Annotated in this window: 11 protein-coding genes; 8 read left to right on the top strand and 3 right to left on the bottom strand. The window is 74.8% G+C overall.

Features of this window, described 5'->3' with window-relative positions:
- Positions 1-127 precede the first annotated feature (127 nt).
- From ABZ990_RS09705 to hmgA, 3 genes are all read right to left on the bottom strand, one after another.
- The gene (locus ABZ990_RS09705) at positions 128-1,201 is read right to left on the bottom strand and encodes a hypothetical protein (RefSeq protein WP_361227924.1); all 1,074 of its coding nucleotides are present in this window, start codon (positions 1,199-1,201) and stop codon (positions 128-130) included.
- A gap of 297 nt (positions 1,202-1,498) precedes the next feature.
- The gene (locus ABZ990_RS09700; protein ID WP_361227921.1) at positions 1,499-2,248 is read right to left on the bottom strand and encodes a GntR family transcriptional regulator; all 750 of its coding nucleotides are present in this window, start codon (positions 2,246-2,248) and stop codon (positions 1,499-1,501) included.
- A 79-nt stretch (positions 2,249-2,327) separates the two neighbouring features.
- A complete protein-coding gene (hmgA, locus tag ABZ990_RS09695; RefSeq protein ID WP_361227918.1) occupies positions 2,328-3,659 on the bottom strand; it encodes a homogentisate 1,2-dioxygenase in 1,332 nt (443 codons plus the stop codon).
- A gap of 159 nt (positions 3,660-3,818) precedes the next feature.
- Here hmgA and ABZ990_RS09690 point away from each other — a divergent pair, with 159 nt between their 5' ends.
- From ABZ990_RS09690 to ABZ990_RS09655, 8 genes are all read left to right on the top strand, one after another.
- Positions 3,819-5,879 carry a right-handed parallel beta-helix repeat-containing protein gene (locus tag ABZ990_RS09690; protein ID WP_361227915.1) on the top strand — a complete coding sequence of 687 codons (2,061 nt, stop codon included), beginning with the start codon at positions 3,819-3,821 and terminating at the stop codon, positions 5,877-5,879.
- A 1,088-nt stretch (positions 5,880-6,967) separates the two neighbouring features.
- Positions 6,968-7,756, top strand: a complete 789-nt coding sequence (locus ABZ990_RS09685) for a hypothetical protein (protein ID WP_361228129.1) — start codon at positions 6,968-6,970, stop codon at positions 7,754-7,756.
- Positions 7,753-9,069 (top strand): hypothetical protein, encoded by a 1,317-nt coding sequence (locus tag ABZ990_RS09680; RefSeq protein ID WP_361227913.1) that lies wholly within the window; start codon positions 7,753-7,755, stop codon positions 9,067-9,069. The genes ABZ990_RS09685 and ABZ990_RS09680 overlap by 4 nt, the downstream gene beginning before the upstream one ends.
- 63 nt (positions 9,070-9,132) lie before the next feature.
- A complete protein-coding gene (locus ABZ990_RS09675; protein WP_361228126.1) occupies positions 9,133-10,047 on the top strand; it encodes a TetR/AcrR family transcriptional regulator in 915 nt (304 codons plus the stop codon).
- Positions 10,048-10,280: 233 nt separating this feature from the next.
- Positions 10,281-10,892, top strand: a complete 612-nt coding sequence (locus tag ABZ990_RS09670; protein ID WP_361227911.1) for a hypothetical protein — start codon at positions 10,281-10,283, stop codon at positions 10,890-10,892.
- Between the two features lie 298 nt (positions 10,893-11,190).
- On the top strand, positions 11,191-11,823 hold the full coding sequence (locus tag ABZ990_RS09665; RefSeq protein WP_361227908.1) for a class F sortase: 633 nt from the start codon (positions 11,191-11,193) through the stop codon (positions 11,821-11,823).
- An 800-nt stretch (positions 11,824-12,623) separates the two neighbouring features.
- Complete coding sequence (locus ABZ990_RS09660; protein ID WP_361227905.1) at positions 12,624-14,015, top strand: aldehyde dehydrogenase family protein; 1,392 nt, start codon at positions 12,624-12,626, stop codon at positions 14,013-14,015.
- Between the two features lie 361 nt (positions 14,016-14,376).
- Positions 14,377-15,456 carry a zinc-binding dehydrogenase gene (locus ABZ990_RS09655; protein WP_361227902.1) on the top strand — a complete coding sequence of 360 codons (1,080 nt, stop codon included), beginning with the start codon at positions 14,377-14,379 and terminating at the stop codon, positions 15,454-15,456.
- Positions 15,457-15,458 lie beyond the last annotated feature (2 nt).

Here is a 15,458-nt window from a genome sequence, read left to right as displayed (position 1 = left end):
CTGTGGTCCTCGTGCCTGCTGTGGTGCCCGTCCTCGTGCCTGCTGTGGTGCTCGGTCCCGCCATGGCGTTCGGTCCCGCCAGGGTGCCCGTTTCCGTCATGGCGCCTGTGTCCGTCATGACGCTCGGTCAGGCCAGGGCGTGGTGCCCGCCGCTGTCGCGCGTGTACTCCCCGACGAGGGACTCCAGCATGCCGTGGTACGCGTGGGGCTCCCGGGCGAAGTCCGCCCAGGCGGCGAGTGCCGCCGCGGCGCCGTCCGCTCCCCGCAGCAGATCGACCGACAGCTGGGCGAACCGGCGCGGCCACTCCTCCTGCCCGGCCCGCTCCAGGAGCGAGTCCAGCCGGTCCACCGCCGTCAGGGCTCGCGCCCGCCGCCCCGGCGTGGCCCGGAGCATCCCGCCGCACCCGGCGGCGGGTGCCGCGTCGGCCAGCAGCCGGCCGAGGCGCCCGGCCAGGTCCCGGCCCTCGGCCGCCGTGCCCGCCACGTCGGGACCGGCCTGCCGCAGCACCCACAGGGCGGTGACGAGCGCGGTGTCCTGCGGCCCGGCCCGGTCCGCGTCCAGCCGTACCACCGTGTCCCAGGAGGCGGATTCGGCCGCCCCGCGCGCGGCGGCGACCACCGCCGCCGCGTCCTCGCGGCCGACCAGAGCCGCCAGCGGCCACACCCCGGTGTCGAGCACGCTCCGCGCGGTCGGGAAGCCCAGCCGCTCCAGTTCCCGGGCCGCCGGCAGCCGGTGGGCCGGCAGCGGCAGCCGGGCGATCGCGATCCGGTCCAATCGCTCGGCGGTACGCGCGCGGTGCGCGGCCGACCAGGCCGTGCGCACGGCGTCCACCGCGTCGTCATGGTCCCGGTCGACCATGAGGGCGGCGGCCCGCAGCCGGGTGGCCCGGCGCAGGAGCCGGGGTCGGACACCGGCGAGCGCGGACAGCGGACCCGGGCCGACGGATGCGGTCGGCACCCTCGGAGCGGGGCGGTCGGCGCCGGCGGCGCTCGTCGGGGTGGCGGCGGGCCCCTGCCGCTCCCGGAGGAGGGTCGAGCCGGCGAACCCGGCGAAGGTCGCGAGCAGTCCGGGCGCGAGCGCGGCGTCGGAGGCGCGGTCCCAGGCGTCGTCCGGCGACGCTGCCAGATACAGGCAGAACGACAGCCCGATCAGTACCAGGCCGCACAGGAGAACCCGGCGGAATATCCGTGCCGGTCCCATCTCGACCACCTCCACCGGCCGTTCACCAGGCAGTCTTCCTGCCCCGGCCACCTTGCCACGGCATGCGGGGAGGCTCCCAGGGCCGTGGTCGGCACCCGGCACCCGGCCCTGGCTGCCCGGATCCGGCAATCGGGCGCGGGCCGGCCCGCGGGGCGTGTGGAGGCCGGGGCCCCGGGGGCTGGAGTGGTACGGGGGACGGGAGTTCGGGGGCCGAGGTCGTGCGGGGGAGGGGCGTACGGGGGACGGGGCCGGGGCTGTGTGGGGCCGGGGCCGGGGCCGTACGGGCGAGCGGGACGCTCAGTGGGCCTCGACCGTCACGGTGAACGAGAACCGGTCGCCCCGGTAGTGGATCCGGGCCACGTCGACGACCCGGCCCCCGTCGTCGTACGTCACGCCCGTGTAGTGGAGGATCGGCGACAGCAGCGGCACCTGGAGCAGCCGCGCGGTCTCGGGGTCGGCGAGGCGCGCCTCGACGGTGTCGGTGATCCGGCTGATCTTCACCCCGACGATGTCCCGCAGCACCTTCGTCATCGGCCAGCGCTCCAGATCCGCCGGGTCGATGCCGGCCGCGATCTCCGGAAGCACCGCGTTCTCCACCCAGTTGGTGGGCTCGCCGCTCTCCCCGTCCGCGCGCAGCCGGCGGAAGACGGCGACCTCGCGGGTGGCGGGGAAGTGCTCGACGAGCTCGCCCGGCACCGGCTCGGTGCCGTGGCCGAGGACGGTGGTCCGCTCGCCGGACTGCTGGGCCACGATCGCGTCGATCGAACCCAGCAGCCGGCGCGGCGCCGAGCGCCGGGCGCCCGGCTCGATGAAGGTGCCGCGCCGCCGGTGCCTGCTGATCAGGCCCTCCTCCTCCAGCTCCTTGAGGGCCTGGCGCATGGTCAGCACGCTGACGCCGTAGTGCGCGGCGAGCTGCTCCTCGGTGGGCAGCCGCAGCGAGGCGTCCGGGGTGCGGCCCAGTATGGAGGCGCGCAACGACTGCGAGACCTGGTACCAGAGCGGAAGCTTCCGGTTCAGGACCAGCGAGTCGGGGGCGAAGGCGGTCACGGCTCTCTCTCCGTACGACGGCTACGGACTACAGGGCGCCACCCGGCGACCGGTCACCGGTCGCCGGGTGGGGCGACGGTCACGGCCGGAAGTGGCGCTCAAGACCCTGCCATACGTCGTCGTAGCCCTGCTGCAGGTGGTCGGCCCCGGCGGCCTGGGCCGTCGGGTGCACCGGCCAGCGGGTCTCGAACATGAAGGCCAGACCGTCGTCGATCTTCTGCGGCTTCAGCTCGGCGGCGCTGGCCTTGTCGAAGGTCTCCCGGTCGGGGCCGTGCGCCGACATCATGTTGTGCAGCGAGCCGCCGCCCGGGACGAAACCTCCCTCGCCGGCGGTCTTGGCGTCGTAGGCGCCCTCGATCAGGCCCATGTACTCGCTCATCACATTGCGGTGGAAGTACGGGGGCCGGAAGGTGTCCTCGCCGACCAGCCAGCGCGGGGCGAAGACCACGAAGTCGACGCCGGCGAGCCCCGGGGTGTCGGACGGGGCGGTCAGCACGGTGAAGATCGACGGGTCCGGGTGGTCGTAGGAGATCGACCCGATGACATTGAAACGGTGCAGGTCGTAGACGTACGGCGTGTGGTTGCCGTGCCAGGCGACGACATCGAGCGGGGAGTGGCCGTAGGTCGCGGACCACAGGTTGCCGCAGTACTTGTTGACCACCTCGACCGGGCCCTCGACGTCCTCGTAGGCGGCCACGGGGGCCCGGAAGTCACGGGCGTTCGCCAGGCCGTTGGCGCCGATCGGGCCGAGGTCGGGGAGCTGGAACGGGGCGCCGTAGTTCTCGCAGACGTAGCCCCGGGCGGTCTCGTCCAGGAGCTCGACCCGGAACCGGACCCCGCGCGGGATCAGCGCGACCTCGCCGGGGCGGGCCGCGAGCAGGCCGAGTTCGGTGCGCAGCAGCAGACCGCCGCGCTCGGGGACGATCAGCAGCTCGCCGTCGGCGTCGCTGAACACCCGCTCCATGGGCGCGTTCGCGTGGTAGAGATGCACGGCCATGCCGCTGCGCTGGGCCGCGTCGCCGTTGCCGCCGAGGGTCCACAGACCGGCCAGCCAGTCCGTGCCCGGGGCCGGCTCCGGCAGCGGGTTCCAGCGCAGCCGGTTGGGGTCGGGGACGGTCTCGGTGAACGGCGCGCCGCGCAGGGCGCCGTTGTCGATCCGGGTGAACGGCGGATGCGCGGCCGAGGGGCGGATCCGGTACAGCCACGAGCGCCGGTTGTGCGCCCGGGGCTCGGTGAAGGCGCTGCCGCTCAGCTGCTCCGCGTACAGGCCGAGCGGGGCCCGCTGCGGCGCGTTGCGGCCTTCGGGGAGGGCGCCGGGAACGGCTTCGGTGGTGTGCTCATTGCCGAATCCCGTGCTGTAGGTCAGCGCGTCGGCGATCTTTCCCGCCGCTTCCGCGTTCAGCGCGTGCATCGTGTGCTCCTGTCCTGACGCTCACAACAATCCTATGCATGACCGTAGGATTCGGCGCCCCCTCGCGTCAACGGAAATCGCGCATCTCCACCGGGTTCGTTCGGACGCGGCGGCTGCACGGGGGGTTCCAAAAGATGAGCGGTGCTCTACTCTCGCGCCATGTCATGGACCCGACGGTTCGTTCTCGCGCTCTCGGCCGTGCTCGCGGTGCTCGCCGCCGCCCTGTCCACCGCCCCCGCCGCCCAGGCGCACGAGGAGCGGCCCGTCACCCTGCCCGACGGCTCCGGCAGCGTCCCCGCGCCGCACACCGGTGAGCCCGATCTGCTCGTGTGCAAGACCGGCCGGGCCGCCTTCGAACGCCGGGTGGCCGGCTTCCCGGCCGCCCTGAAGGCCCGTAACCTCGCGCTGTTCGACCGCTGCGTCCGGCAGGGCTACCGCCATCTCCAGCAGGCCGTCGACGCTGTCGACCGCCCCGGCATGACCATCGCGATGCTGCCCGGACTGTACGAGGAGGAGCCGTCCCTGCCCGCGCCCACCGGCGCGTGCGCCGCGCTCAAGGCGCCCCGCTCGGCGCTCGGCTACCAGATCCTCAGCTACGCGCAGCAGCGGCAGTGCCCGCACAACCAGAACCTGGTCGCCATCCTCGGCAAGAAGGACCTCCAGATCGAGGGCACCGGCGCCTCCCGGCTCGACGTCGTCGTCGACGCCCGGTACGCCAAGCTCAACGCCCTGCGCGCCGACTCCTCCGACGGCGTCTACTTCCGCAACTTCACCGCCCAGCGCACCACCTTCAACTCGCTCTACGTCCTCGCGAGCGACGGATTCGTCATCGACGACGTCCTCACCCGCTGGAACGACGAGTACGGCTTCCTCACCTTCGCCTCCGACCACGGCCTCTACAAGAACTGCGAGTCCTACGGCAACGGCGACTCCGGCATCTACCCCGGCTCGGCCTCCGACATCAACGACGGCCGGGGCTACGACGTCCCCCGCCACTCCATCGAGATCACCGGCTGCCACAGCCACCACAACATGGTCGGCTACAGCGGCACCGCCGGAGACTCCGTGTACGTCCACGACAACGAGTTCGACCACAACATGGGCGGCGCCTCCATGGACTCCGCCTTCCCCGGCCACCCCGGCCTCCCGCAGAACCACGCCCGCTTCGAACGGAACCTGATCCACGACAACAACGAGGACTACTACCCGTACGTCGCCGACGGCACCTGCGCCCGGCCCCCCGTCGACCGGGGCTACGAACAAGGGGTCGTCTGCCCCCAGATCTCCATGCCGCCCGGCACCGGCATCATCACCGCGGGCGGCAACTGGAACCTCTACGAGAACAACTGGATCTACGGCCACCGGCGCGCCGGCGTCTTCCTCAGCGCCGTCCCCGCCTTCATCCGAGGCGAATCCGCCTGGGGCAAGCAGGCCGACACCTCCCACCACAACCGGTACGCCGGCAACCACCTGGGCGTCGACCGGGCCGGCCACGCGCGGCCGAACCGCACCGACGTGTGGTGGGACGGCCAGGGCAGCGGCAACTGCTGGCAGTCCGACACCGGCGCCACCACCCCGTACACGCTGCCCGTCTGCGGCCCGCGGCGCGGCGACGTCACCGGCGGTACCGGCCGCCTCGTCGGCGAACCCGTCAAACTCGCCCAGCTCCTCGTCTGCGCCGACTACGACGTCCGGGCCCGCCGGCTGCCCGCCGGGTGCGACTGGTACGGCGCCCACGGCATCCGGCGCGTCGAGACCCAGCTCGCCCTCGGCGTCGCGGCGGTCCTCGCCCTGGTCGGCACCGTGCTGTGGCGACGCCGGCTGCGCGGCAGCCGGCTCGCGGGCACGGCGGCCCTGCTGGGCCTGGCCGGACTGGCCCTCGACGTGGCCGCCTCCACCCGCTCGCTCACCCCCACCCCGCTGCCCGCCCTGGCCCTGCTCCTGACGGGCCTCGCGTGGACCGGTTTCGGCCTCGCCCTGCGTGTCCGACTCCCGCACCGTCCCGCCTTCGCCTGGACCACGATCGCGCTCGGCGCCCTCACCCTGCTCGACGCATTCGACAAGGCGGTCCTGATGATCCCCTGGATACCCGTCGGCCCCGCGTGGGTACGCGGACTGCTCGGGGTGGTGTGGGTGCTCTGGGCCGTCGCGGTGACCGGCACCCGCCGCCCGGCCCCGTCCCCCGAGCCGTCCCCCGAGCCGACGGGGAGCGCCGCGTGAGCGCCGGGCGGGTGGGCGACGGGCGTGTGGGGGAGGGGCGCGGGGGCGTGGGTTGCTCGGGCATGGGGCGCTGGGGCGCCGGGCGTGTGGATCCGGGATCCCCGGCCGAGGCGGCGGGAGTTGCCGGGCGGCCGGATGCGGCGGCGATCGAGCCGGCCGGTGTCGGTGTGGCGCGGCTCCGGGTGGGGCTCTTCGGATGCGGCCTCGGCCTGGCCCGGTCCGATCCTGCCCAGCCCGAGGAGGCCCGGTCCAGGGCAGCCGGGATCGCGACCGGAACCCTCGGCCGGGATGGGGCCGGCGCGGCCCGGCTCGGGGCGGCCGGAGCCTTCGATCCGGCCTGGTCCAGGGCGGCCTGCTTTGGGGCAGCCGCGATCGCGGCCGAAGTCCTCGGCCTGGGCGGGTCTGGTACGGCCTGGCTCCGGTCGGCTGGAGCCTTCGCTCCGGCCCGGTCCGATCCTGCCCAGCCGGAGGAGGCATGGTCCGGGGCAGCCCGGATCGCGACCGGAGCGCCCCGGCTCGGAGGCTTCGGCCGTCGGCGCCGGGCCGGCGCGGCCCGGTCAGTGGTGGCCCCGGTCGGGGCGACGGGAGTCGCCGGGCGCCCGGATACGGCGGTGATCGTGCCGGTCGGTGTCGGTGTGGTGCGGCTCGGGTCGGGGCTTTTCGGATGCGGCCTTGGCCGGGCCTGGTCCAGGGCAGCCTGGACCGAGGCGGCTTGCTCCGATCCGGCCCGGTCAGTGGCGGCCCCAGCCGAGGCGGCGGGAGTCGGCGGGTGCCCGGATGCGGCGGTGATCGAGCCGGCCGGTGTCGGTGTGGTGCGGCTCCGGGCGGGGCTCTCCGGATACGGCCTCGGCCTGGCCCGGTCCGATCCTGCCCAGCCCGAGATGGCCCGGTCCGGGGCAGCCGGGATCGCGACCGGAGCCCTCGGCCGGGGTGGGGCCGGCGCGGCCCGGCTCGGGGCGGCCGGAGCCTTCGATCCGGCCTGGTCCAGGGCGGCCCAGCCCGATCCAGCCCGGACCCGGGCAGCCCGGATCGTGACCGGAGCGGCTCCTTCCAGAGTCGCCGGCCGACGGCGCCGGGCCGGGGCCGCGCTGTTCGCGCTCGTGCTCGGCGCGGTCCTCGTCACCGGCTGCGGCGGGCGCCCCACCACCCACCACAAGCCCGGCACCAGCCACCAGGAGGCGACCGGCGGCGCGGGCACCCTGCTCGACGCCCGGGACGGCACCGGGCACCGCCTGCGCGAGGTGCCCGCGTCCGGCGCGCCCGCCGTCCGGGTCGAGACCCGGCCCGACAGCGACGGCGGCTGGAACGTCCACCTTCTGGTGGAGAGGTTCCGGTTCACCCCCGAGACCACCGGTGACGCCGCCCTGCCCGGCCGCGGCTACGTCCGCCTCCTCCTCGACGGCCGGGAGACCGCCCGCGCCTACGGACCCTGGGCCCATGTCCCGGCCGGTGCCCGCGCCCTCACCGCGCGGCTCTTCGCCGACGACCACACCGTCTGGGCCGTCGCCGGCCGCCCCGTCGAGACCACCGTCCGCCTGGGCGCCGGAGCGCCGGACGCGAGCCCCGGCACAGCCACGCCCACGCCCACACCCGTACCCACGTCCGCCACGCCGAGCGGCCGCACCGTCGACATCACCGTCACCGACGGCTCCGTCCAACCACCCCCTTCCCGCATCGAATTGAAGAAGGGCGAACTCCTCACCCTCCGGGTGACCAGCGACCGCGCCGACACCCTGCACGTGCACGGCTACGACCGCGAACTGCCCCTTTCGCCCGGCCGGACCGCCACCCTCACCCTGACCGTCGACCGCACCGGCCTGTTCGAGGTCGAGACCCACACCTCCGCGCTCGTCCTCACGCAACTGGTCGTCAGATGACACCGCCCGCCGGCCTCCTGGCCGTGCCCCTGCCCCCGGCGCCGCTGTCCGTGCCGCTCGCCCATGGCGTGGGCGCCCGGCACGATCTGCCGCTCCCGCCCTTCTACGCGTACGCCGGAGCCTTCGCCGCGCTCTTCGTCTCCTTCCTCTCGCTCGGTCTGCTCTGGTCCGCTTCCCGCTTCCGCGGCGACCTGGCGGGCCGTCCGCTTCCCGCCGCCGTGCAGCGCCTCGCCGACGCCCCCGCCACCCGCACCGCCCTTCGGCTGCTCGGCGCCGCCGCCGGCCTCGCCCTCGTCCTGTACCTCCTCCTCGGCCCCGACGATCCGGACCGCAACCCCGCACCCGGCGCCGTCTACGTCCTGCTCTGGGTCGGCCTCGTCCCCGCCTCCGTTCTCCTCGGCCCCGTCTGGCGCCTCCTCAACCCCCTGCGCGCCCTGTCCGCCCTGCTGCCCGCCCGGCGCGTGCCCCGCCCGCTGCCGTCCTGGCTCGGCATCCGGCCCGCGGCAGCCGGACTCCTTCTCTTCACCTGGCTCGAACTCGTCGCCCCCGACAACGCCACCACCCCCGTCCTCCTCGCCGCCCTCGCCGTCCACACGGCCGTCGGACTCCTTGGCGCCGCCCGGCACGGGCCCGCCTGGTTCGACCACGCCGACCCCTTCGAGGTCTACTCCTCCCTGCTCGCCCGGCTCTCCCCGTTCGGCCGCCGCGCCGACGGCCGGCTCGTCGTGCGCTCCCCCTTCGACGGCCTCGACGCCACCCCGCCCACGCCCGGCCTCGTCGCCACCGTCAGCGTCCTCCTCGGTTCCACCGCCTACGACGGTTTCTCCGACAGCCCCCGCTGGATCACCACCCTCCAGACCTCACCCCTCGGCCGCACCGCCACCGCCACGCTCGGCCTGCTCGCCGCCGTCCTCCTCGTCGCCGCGCTCTACGCCCTGTGCACCGGCGTCCTCCGGCTCTTCGACCGCACACTCGACACCCCGCTCACCTCCTTCGCCCATTCCCTGCTGCCCATCGCCCTCGGCTACCTCGTCGCCCACTACTTCTCGCTCTTCGTCACCGAATCGCCACGCACCGTCATGATGGCACTCGGCACTGACAACGCCCCCGCGCCCGCTCCACCCCTGGGTCCCGGCGGCCTCGCCACCCTCCAGGTCGTCGCGATCGTCACCGGGCATGTCCTCGGTGTGGTGGCCGCGCACGACCGCTCCGTCCGGCTGTTCCCGCCCGAATGGTCCGTGGCGGGCGGCCTTCCGCTGTTCGCGCTGATGATCGCGTACACCCTCGGCGGCATCGGTCTGCTCATCGCCTGAGCCCGGCCGGACCGGCATGATGACCCCGTGCCCCAGTCCAGCCCGCGCCCGCTCGCCCCGCAGCTGCCCGCCTCGCAGTCACCCGCCCCGCGCCCGGCGCCGGGGCCCGCGCTCCGGCGCGCCCCGGTCCAGCGGCGCAGCGCCGAACGCCTCACCCGCATCCTCGACGCGTGCGCCGAACTCCTCGACGAGACCGGGTACGAGCAGTTGAGCACCCGCGCCGTCGCGGCCCGCGCGGGTGTCCCGATCGGGTCGGTCTACCGCTTCTTCGGCAACAAACGGGCCATGGCCGCCGCCCTCGCCCACCGCAACCTCGACCACTACGCGGCCCGCGTCGCCGCCGGCCTCGCCGCGATCCCGGCCGCGCCGGCCGCCACCCCGGTCGGCGCCCAGATTGACGGGGTCTCGGGTGAAGGCACTTCAGGTGGGAGTGGGAGCGGTTCGAATGAGGGGGGCTCAAGTGACGGCGCCTCCGGCGGCCGCGCCGCCCCGCAGGTGCGGCCCGCCGACGCCGGCCGGGTCATCGACGCCGTCCTCGACGCGTACCTCGCGATGAAGCGCACCGTGCCCGGCTTCGGCCTCGTCGACTTCGGCGTCCCGGGCCCCTGCGCCATCGTGGACGCCACGGACGCCACGGACGCCGGGGATGCCGGGGATGCCGGGGGCACCGAGGACGCCGAGGGCGTTCCGGATGTCGCGGACGCCCCCTGCGAGCAGGTGGAGTCGGACTTCCCCGGCGAGAGCCCCAACCCTCTGGTCGCCGCCCGTATCTGCGGACTGATCGCCGGCCCCCTCGGCCGGCCCGCCGACGACACCTTGCGCCGCAAGGTGCTGGTCTGTGTCGAGGCCACCGACGCCCTGCTCCGGCTCGCCTTCCGTGCCGACCCCTCCGGCGACCCGGCGCTTGTCGCCGAGACCCGCGCCCTCCTGCACGCCTATCTGGCTCCCGCGCTGGTCGGCCCCGGCGGCGCCCACTGACCTCGCACGCACCCCAAGCGTGCACCCCCCAAGCGCCGTAGCCCCGAACGCGTACCCAGAGCACTCACCCCCGAGGGGGTCTCGGGGAAGGCCCGGAGGGGGTGGCCTCAGGGCCGGATGGGTGGAAGTCGGAGGGCGACACGGCTTGTTGCCACCCTGCGTAGTCAAGGGATGACCAATAGTCAGATTATCGGCCAATAGGTTCGGTATCGGTACGACTGGAGGAATCCCGCATGACCGCCCCGGCTCTCCGCCCCCTGCTGTCCACCGCCGTGACCGCGCTCGCCGTCGGTTCGCTGGCCCTGACGAGTGCGCCCGCGGCCTTCGCCGCCCCCGGCGACAACGGTGACGTCAAGATCCATCTGTCGGGTACCGCCGTCGGTTCCCTGAGTGACGAGACCAAGGTCTGCCGGTTCTACCTCGACGCCTTCAACTTCGACACCCTCGCGCTGGTGGACTGGGAGATCTTGCCGCAGCCGGCGAAGTCGGCCACGCCGAGCCTCAGCGGCTCGATCAACCTCTCGGTCGGCATCGGGCACACCAACGACCTCATGCTCCCGAACGGCACCTACCAGCTCACCTGGAGGTTCCTGGGCGAGACCGGCGTCGCCAAGCACAAGGTCTTCACGGTCGACTGCACCGGCAACCACCCGGGCAGCGGCAGGCCGCCGCACGGCCCGCACGGTCCGGTCGGCGCGGGCGGCGGTGGATCGGCCGAGATGGTCGCGGCCTCCGGGGACGGCACCGCCTTCGGTGTCGGGTCGGCCGTCGTCGCGGCGCTCGCGGGTACCGCGGGTCTGATTCTCGTCCGCCGCTCGCGCCGCCGCGACGATGGCGTCGCGTAGGTCCGTTCCCCCGCGCGGGACGGCGTCCGCCGGCCGGGCCGTGGTCTCCGGGACGGCGTCCACCGGCCGGGTCGCGGTCGCGTCCCCGTATGAGCGGTCCTCGTACGAGCGGCGCCCGTCCGCGCGGTCCCCGTACCAGGGGCACCCGCGTCACGAGCGGCATCCGCGTCACGAGGGGTATCCGCGTGGGACGGGCCCGCGACGGGTCCACCCGCGCGGGGCTGCCCCGCGCGGTGGTGCCACGGTCCGCCGGAAGCGACGGCTCCGTCGCACCCGGCGGCTCGCCCGCACCCTCCTCGTGACGGTGTCCCTGGTCGTCGGCGGGGTGTGGTGGGCGGCGGACGACCAACCGCCGTCCGCCCCCGTGCTCGCCGCGGCGCCGGTCGGCCACGGCGTGGCGGCGCCGGTCGCGGCCCGTCCCGTCGTGGCGCCGCAGGCCAAGCCCCAGCCGCCACTCGCACCGTTGAAGCCCTCCCGGCCCACCGCCCTCGCCGTCCCCGCGATCACCATCCAGGCGCCGGTCGTCGGACTGGACCTCGACGCCTCCGGGCAGCTCGCGGTCCCGCCCGTCGACAACCCCCGGGTCGTCGGCTGGTACGCGAAGGGCGTCACGCCAGGCGAACGCGGCACCGCCGTCATGGTCGGCCACCGCGACACCCGGACCGGTCCGGCGATCTTCCTCAACCTCAACGTGCTCAACCCCGGCAACACGGTCCGGATCGCCCGCGACGACGGCCGCGTCGCCGTCTTCACGGTCGACAAGGTCCGTACGTACGACAAGGCGACCTTCCCCGACAGCGAGGTGTACGGCCCCGCCGACCGGGCCGAACTGCGCCTGCTCACCTGTGGCGGACCGTTCGACCGCAAGCACGGCTACGCCTCCAACATCGTGGTCTTCGCCCATCTCACCGGCGTGGACCGCCAGATCTGACCCCGTCTCACGCCCCGCCCCGACCCGACCCGGCCCACCCTTGCCCCTTCCTTCCTGTCCCTCCTCTTCCCTCTCCGTCCTCCTGGTCCTGCCGGTCCGCCCGTACGGCGTGCCCGGCGTGTCCGGCGTGTCCGGCGTGTCCGGTGTGGCGAGAACTTGCCAGGTGCTTCCGCTTCCACGGCCCGGCACGCAGGATGGCCAGGGAGCCGGAAGGAGCCCGCACCCCCTGCGGGCGCCCGTCCGGCCCGCTGTACGGGCCGCTCCGCCCTGCCATGTGACGTGCGGTCCGTCCTCGCCCGGTACGGGTGTTCCCGCCTCCTCCTCGGGACCGCTCCCCGCTTCCGGGTGTGCCCGCCCCAGGACGGCGGCGGAGGGGTTCGGCGCGGGCATCCGCTCCCGCGCCGGACCCCTCCGTGGCCGGCCGGTCCGCCGGCCTGCCGTCCGGGGGCCGGGCCGATCCGCCTCGCGCGGCCGCGCGCCGGGGCGCGGCGCACCCTGCCGCCACGCCCCGACGCCCGAGTTTCCGGACCCCGGTCCTGGCCTGCCAGGGCTCGGCCCCCCGGTCCCGGCCGTCGCAATCCGGTGGCACCGGCTCAAGTCCCCGACCCGTAAGACCCCAGCCGCCGGACCCGCCGTTTCCGGACCGCGCACCCCGGCGCCCCCTCCCGCGCCCCGGGCCCGCACATCCCGGCGCCATGCGCGAAGGGCCCTGGCGCATGAAAACTAACGGCGCTAGTTTGGGCCGGCGGGTTCGCGGACCCGCGGACCCGAGACAAGCGGTGAAGGCAAGGAGCGAGCGGATGAAGGTCCACGACGCGATGTACATCGGCGGAGAGTGGCGCGCTCCCGCCTCCCCGGAGACGATCGCCGTGATCGACCCGTGGACCGAAGAGGTCGTCGCCCATGTCCCGGCCGGGACCGCCGAGGACGTGAACGCCGCCGTACGGGCCGCCCGCGCCGCGCTGCCCGGCTGGGCGGCCACCCCGCCCGTAGAGCGGGCCGCCCGGCTCACCGCGCTCCGCGACGCGCTCGCCGCGCGCGCCGAGGAGATCGCCGCCACGGTCACCACCGAACTGGGCGCCCCGCCCCGGCTCGCCGCCGGAGTGCACGCCGCCCTGCCGGTCACGGTCGCCGGCTCGTACGCCGAACTCGCCGCCACTCACCCCTTCGAGGAGAAGGTCGGCAACTCCACGGTCTACTCCGAGCCGGTCGGCGTCGTCGCCGCCATCACCCCCTGGAACTACCCGCTCCACCAGATCGTCGCCAAGGTCGCCCCGGCCCTCGCCGCCGGCTGCACCCTCGTCCTCAAGCCCGCCGAGGACACGCCGCTGACCGCGCAGCTCTTCGCCGAGGCCGTGCACGACGCGGGCGTGCCGGCCGGGGTGTTCAACCTCGTCACCGGACTCGGCCCGGTCGCGGGGCAGGCCCTCGCCGAGCACCCCGATGTGGACCTGGTCTCCTTCACCGGCTCCACCGCCGTCGGCCGCGCCATCGGCGCGCTCGCCGGGGGCGCGGTCAAGCGCGTGGCCCTCGAACTCGGTGGCAAGTCCGCCAACGTCATCCTGCCCGGCGCCGACCTCGGCAGGGCCGTCGCCGTCGGCGTCGCCAACGTCATGACCAACTCCGGCCAGACGTGCAGCGCCTGGACCCGGATGCTTGTGCACACCGACCAGTACGACGAAGCGGTGGAGCTCGCCGTCACGGCCGCCGCCAAGTACGTCCCGGGCGAACGCATCGGCCCCCTCGTCAGCGCCCGGCAGCGCGACCGGGTCCGCGGCTACATCGAGCAGGGTGTCGCCGAGGGCGCCCGGCTCGTCGCCGGCGGGCCCGAAGCCCCGTGCGGGACCGGCTACTTCGTCGCCCCGACCGTCTTCGCCGACGTCACCCCCGACATGACCATCGCCCAGGAGGAGATCTTCGGCCCGGTCGTGTCGATCCTCCGGTACGAGGACGAGGACCACGCCCTCGCGCTCGCCAACGGCACCGTGTACGGGCTCGCCGGCGCCGTGTGGGGCGAGCCGGAGGCGGCCGTCGCCTTCGCCCGCCGGATGGAGACCGGCCAGGTCGACATCAACGGCGGCCGGTTCAACCCGCTGGCCCCGTTCGGCGGCTGGAAGCAGTCCGGCGTCGGCCGCGAGTTCGGCGTCCACGGTCTGGCCGAGTACCTCCAGACCAAGTCCCTCCAGTTCTGACCCCGAGGGCCCGCCCGGGCCCTCGGATACCCCGGATCCCTGGGCCCGCCCGAACCCTCGCACCCCCGAACCGGGCCCGGCCGAACCCGGGGCCTGCGAACCAGGGGTCCCCGAGTCCCCGATTCCCCAGCCCCGGGGTCTCCAAGGCCCCGGATTCCCGAGCCCCCGGATCCCCAAGCCCCGGGCCCGCCCGGTGACGGTGGGGCCCCGGCCCCCGGATCCGGGCCGCACGACCGGGACCCCGCCGCGAACCCCGCTGCGGGATCCTCGTTCCGGGCGCCGGTCCCGGGGCCGGCGGGGCCCGTCCCCGGCCGGCCCGGCGCTCTCCGTACGCGCGTTTCGACACCGAGGAGACACCCGCGTGATCCGTGCCGCCGTTCTGCCCGCCGTCGGTTCTCCGCTGGAGATCACCGGCATCGAACTGCCCGCCCCCGGACCCGGTCAGGTACGGGTCCGACTCGCCGCCGCCGGGGTGTGCCACTCCGATCTGTCGCTGTCCGACGGCACCCTGCGGGTCCCCGTCCCCGCCGTGCTCGGCCACGAGGGCGCCGGCACGGTCGTCGCCGTCGGCGAGGGCGTCACCCATGTGGCCCCTGGCGACGGCGTCGTCCTCAACTGGGCGCCGTCCTGTGGCCGTTGCCACCCCTGCTCGCTCGGCGAGGTGTGGCTCTGCCTCGACGCGCTGTCCGGCGCCGCCGCCGTCCACGCCCGCACCGAGGACGGCACCGAGCTCCACCCGGGCCTCAACGTTGCCGCCTTCGCCGAGGAGACCGTCGTCGCGGCCGGCTGTGTCCTGCCCGCGCCCGAGGGCGTACCGCTCACCGAGGCCGCCCTGCTCGGCTGCGCCGTCCTCACCGGCTGGGGCGCCGTCCACCACTCCGCCCGGGTCCGGGCGGGCGAGACCGTCGCGGTGTTCGGCGTCGGCGGGGTCGGCCTCGCGACCCTCCAGGCCGCCCGCGCCGCCGGGGCCTCGGCCATCGTCGCCGTCGACGTGTCGCCGGAGAAGGAGGCCCTGGCCCGGGCCGCCGGAGCCACCGCGTACGTCGTCGCCTCCGACACCACCGCCAAGGACATCCGGAAACTGACCGGCGGCCACGGCGTCGACGTGGCCCTCGAATGCGTCGGCCGCGCGGTCACCATCCGGGCCGCCTGGGAGTCCACCCGGCGCGGCGGCCGGACCACGGTCGTCGGCATCGGCGGCAAGGACCAGCAGGTCTCCTTCAACGCCCTGGAGATCTTCCACTGGGGCCGGACCCTGTCCGGCTGCGTCTACGGAAACTCCGACCCGGCCCGCGACCTGCCGGTTCTCGCCGAGAACATCCGCGCGGGCCGCCTCGACCCGGGCTCCCTGGTCACCGACCGGATCACCCTGGACGACATCCCGGCCGCCTTCGACGCCCTGCGGGCGGGCAAGGGCGGCCGCGCGCTCGTCGTCTTCTAGAC

Origin of the sequence: Streptomyces sp. NPDC046203, from assembly GCF_040646255.1 — a bacterium.
GTDB lineage: Bacteria > Actinomycetota > Actinomycetes > Streptomycetales > Streptomycetaceae > Streptomyces.
The sequence above is the reverse complement of the archived record's forward strand: the minus strand, read 5'-3'. Positions and strand labels throughout refer to the sequence as shown.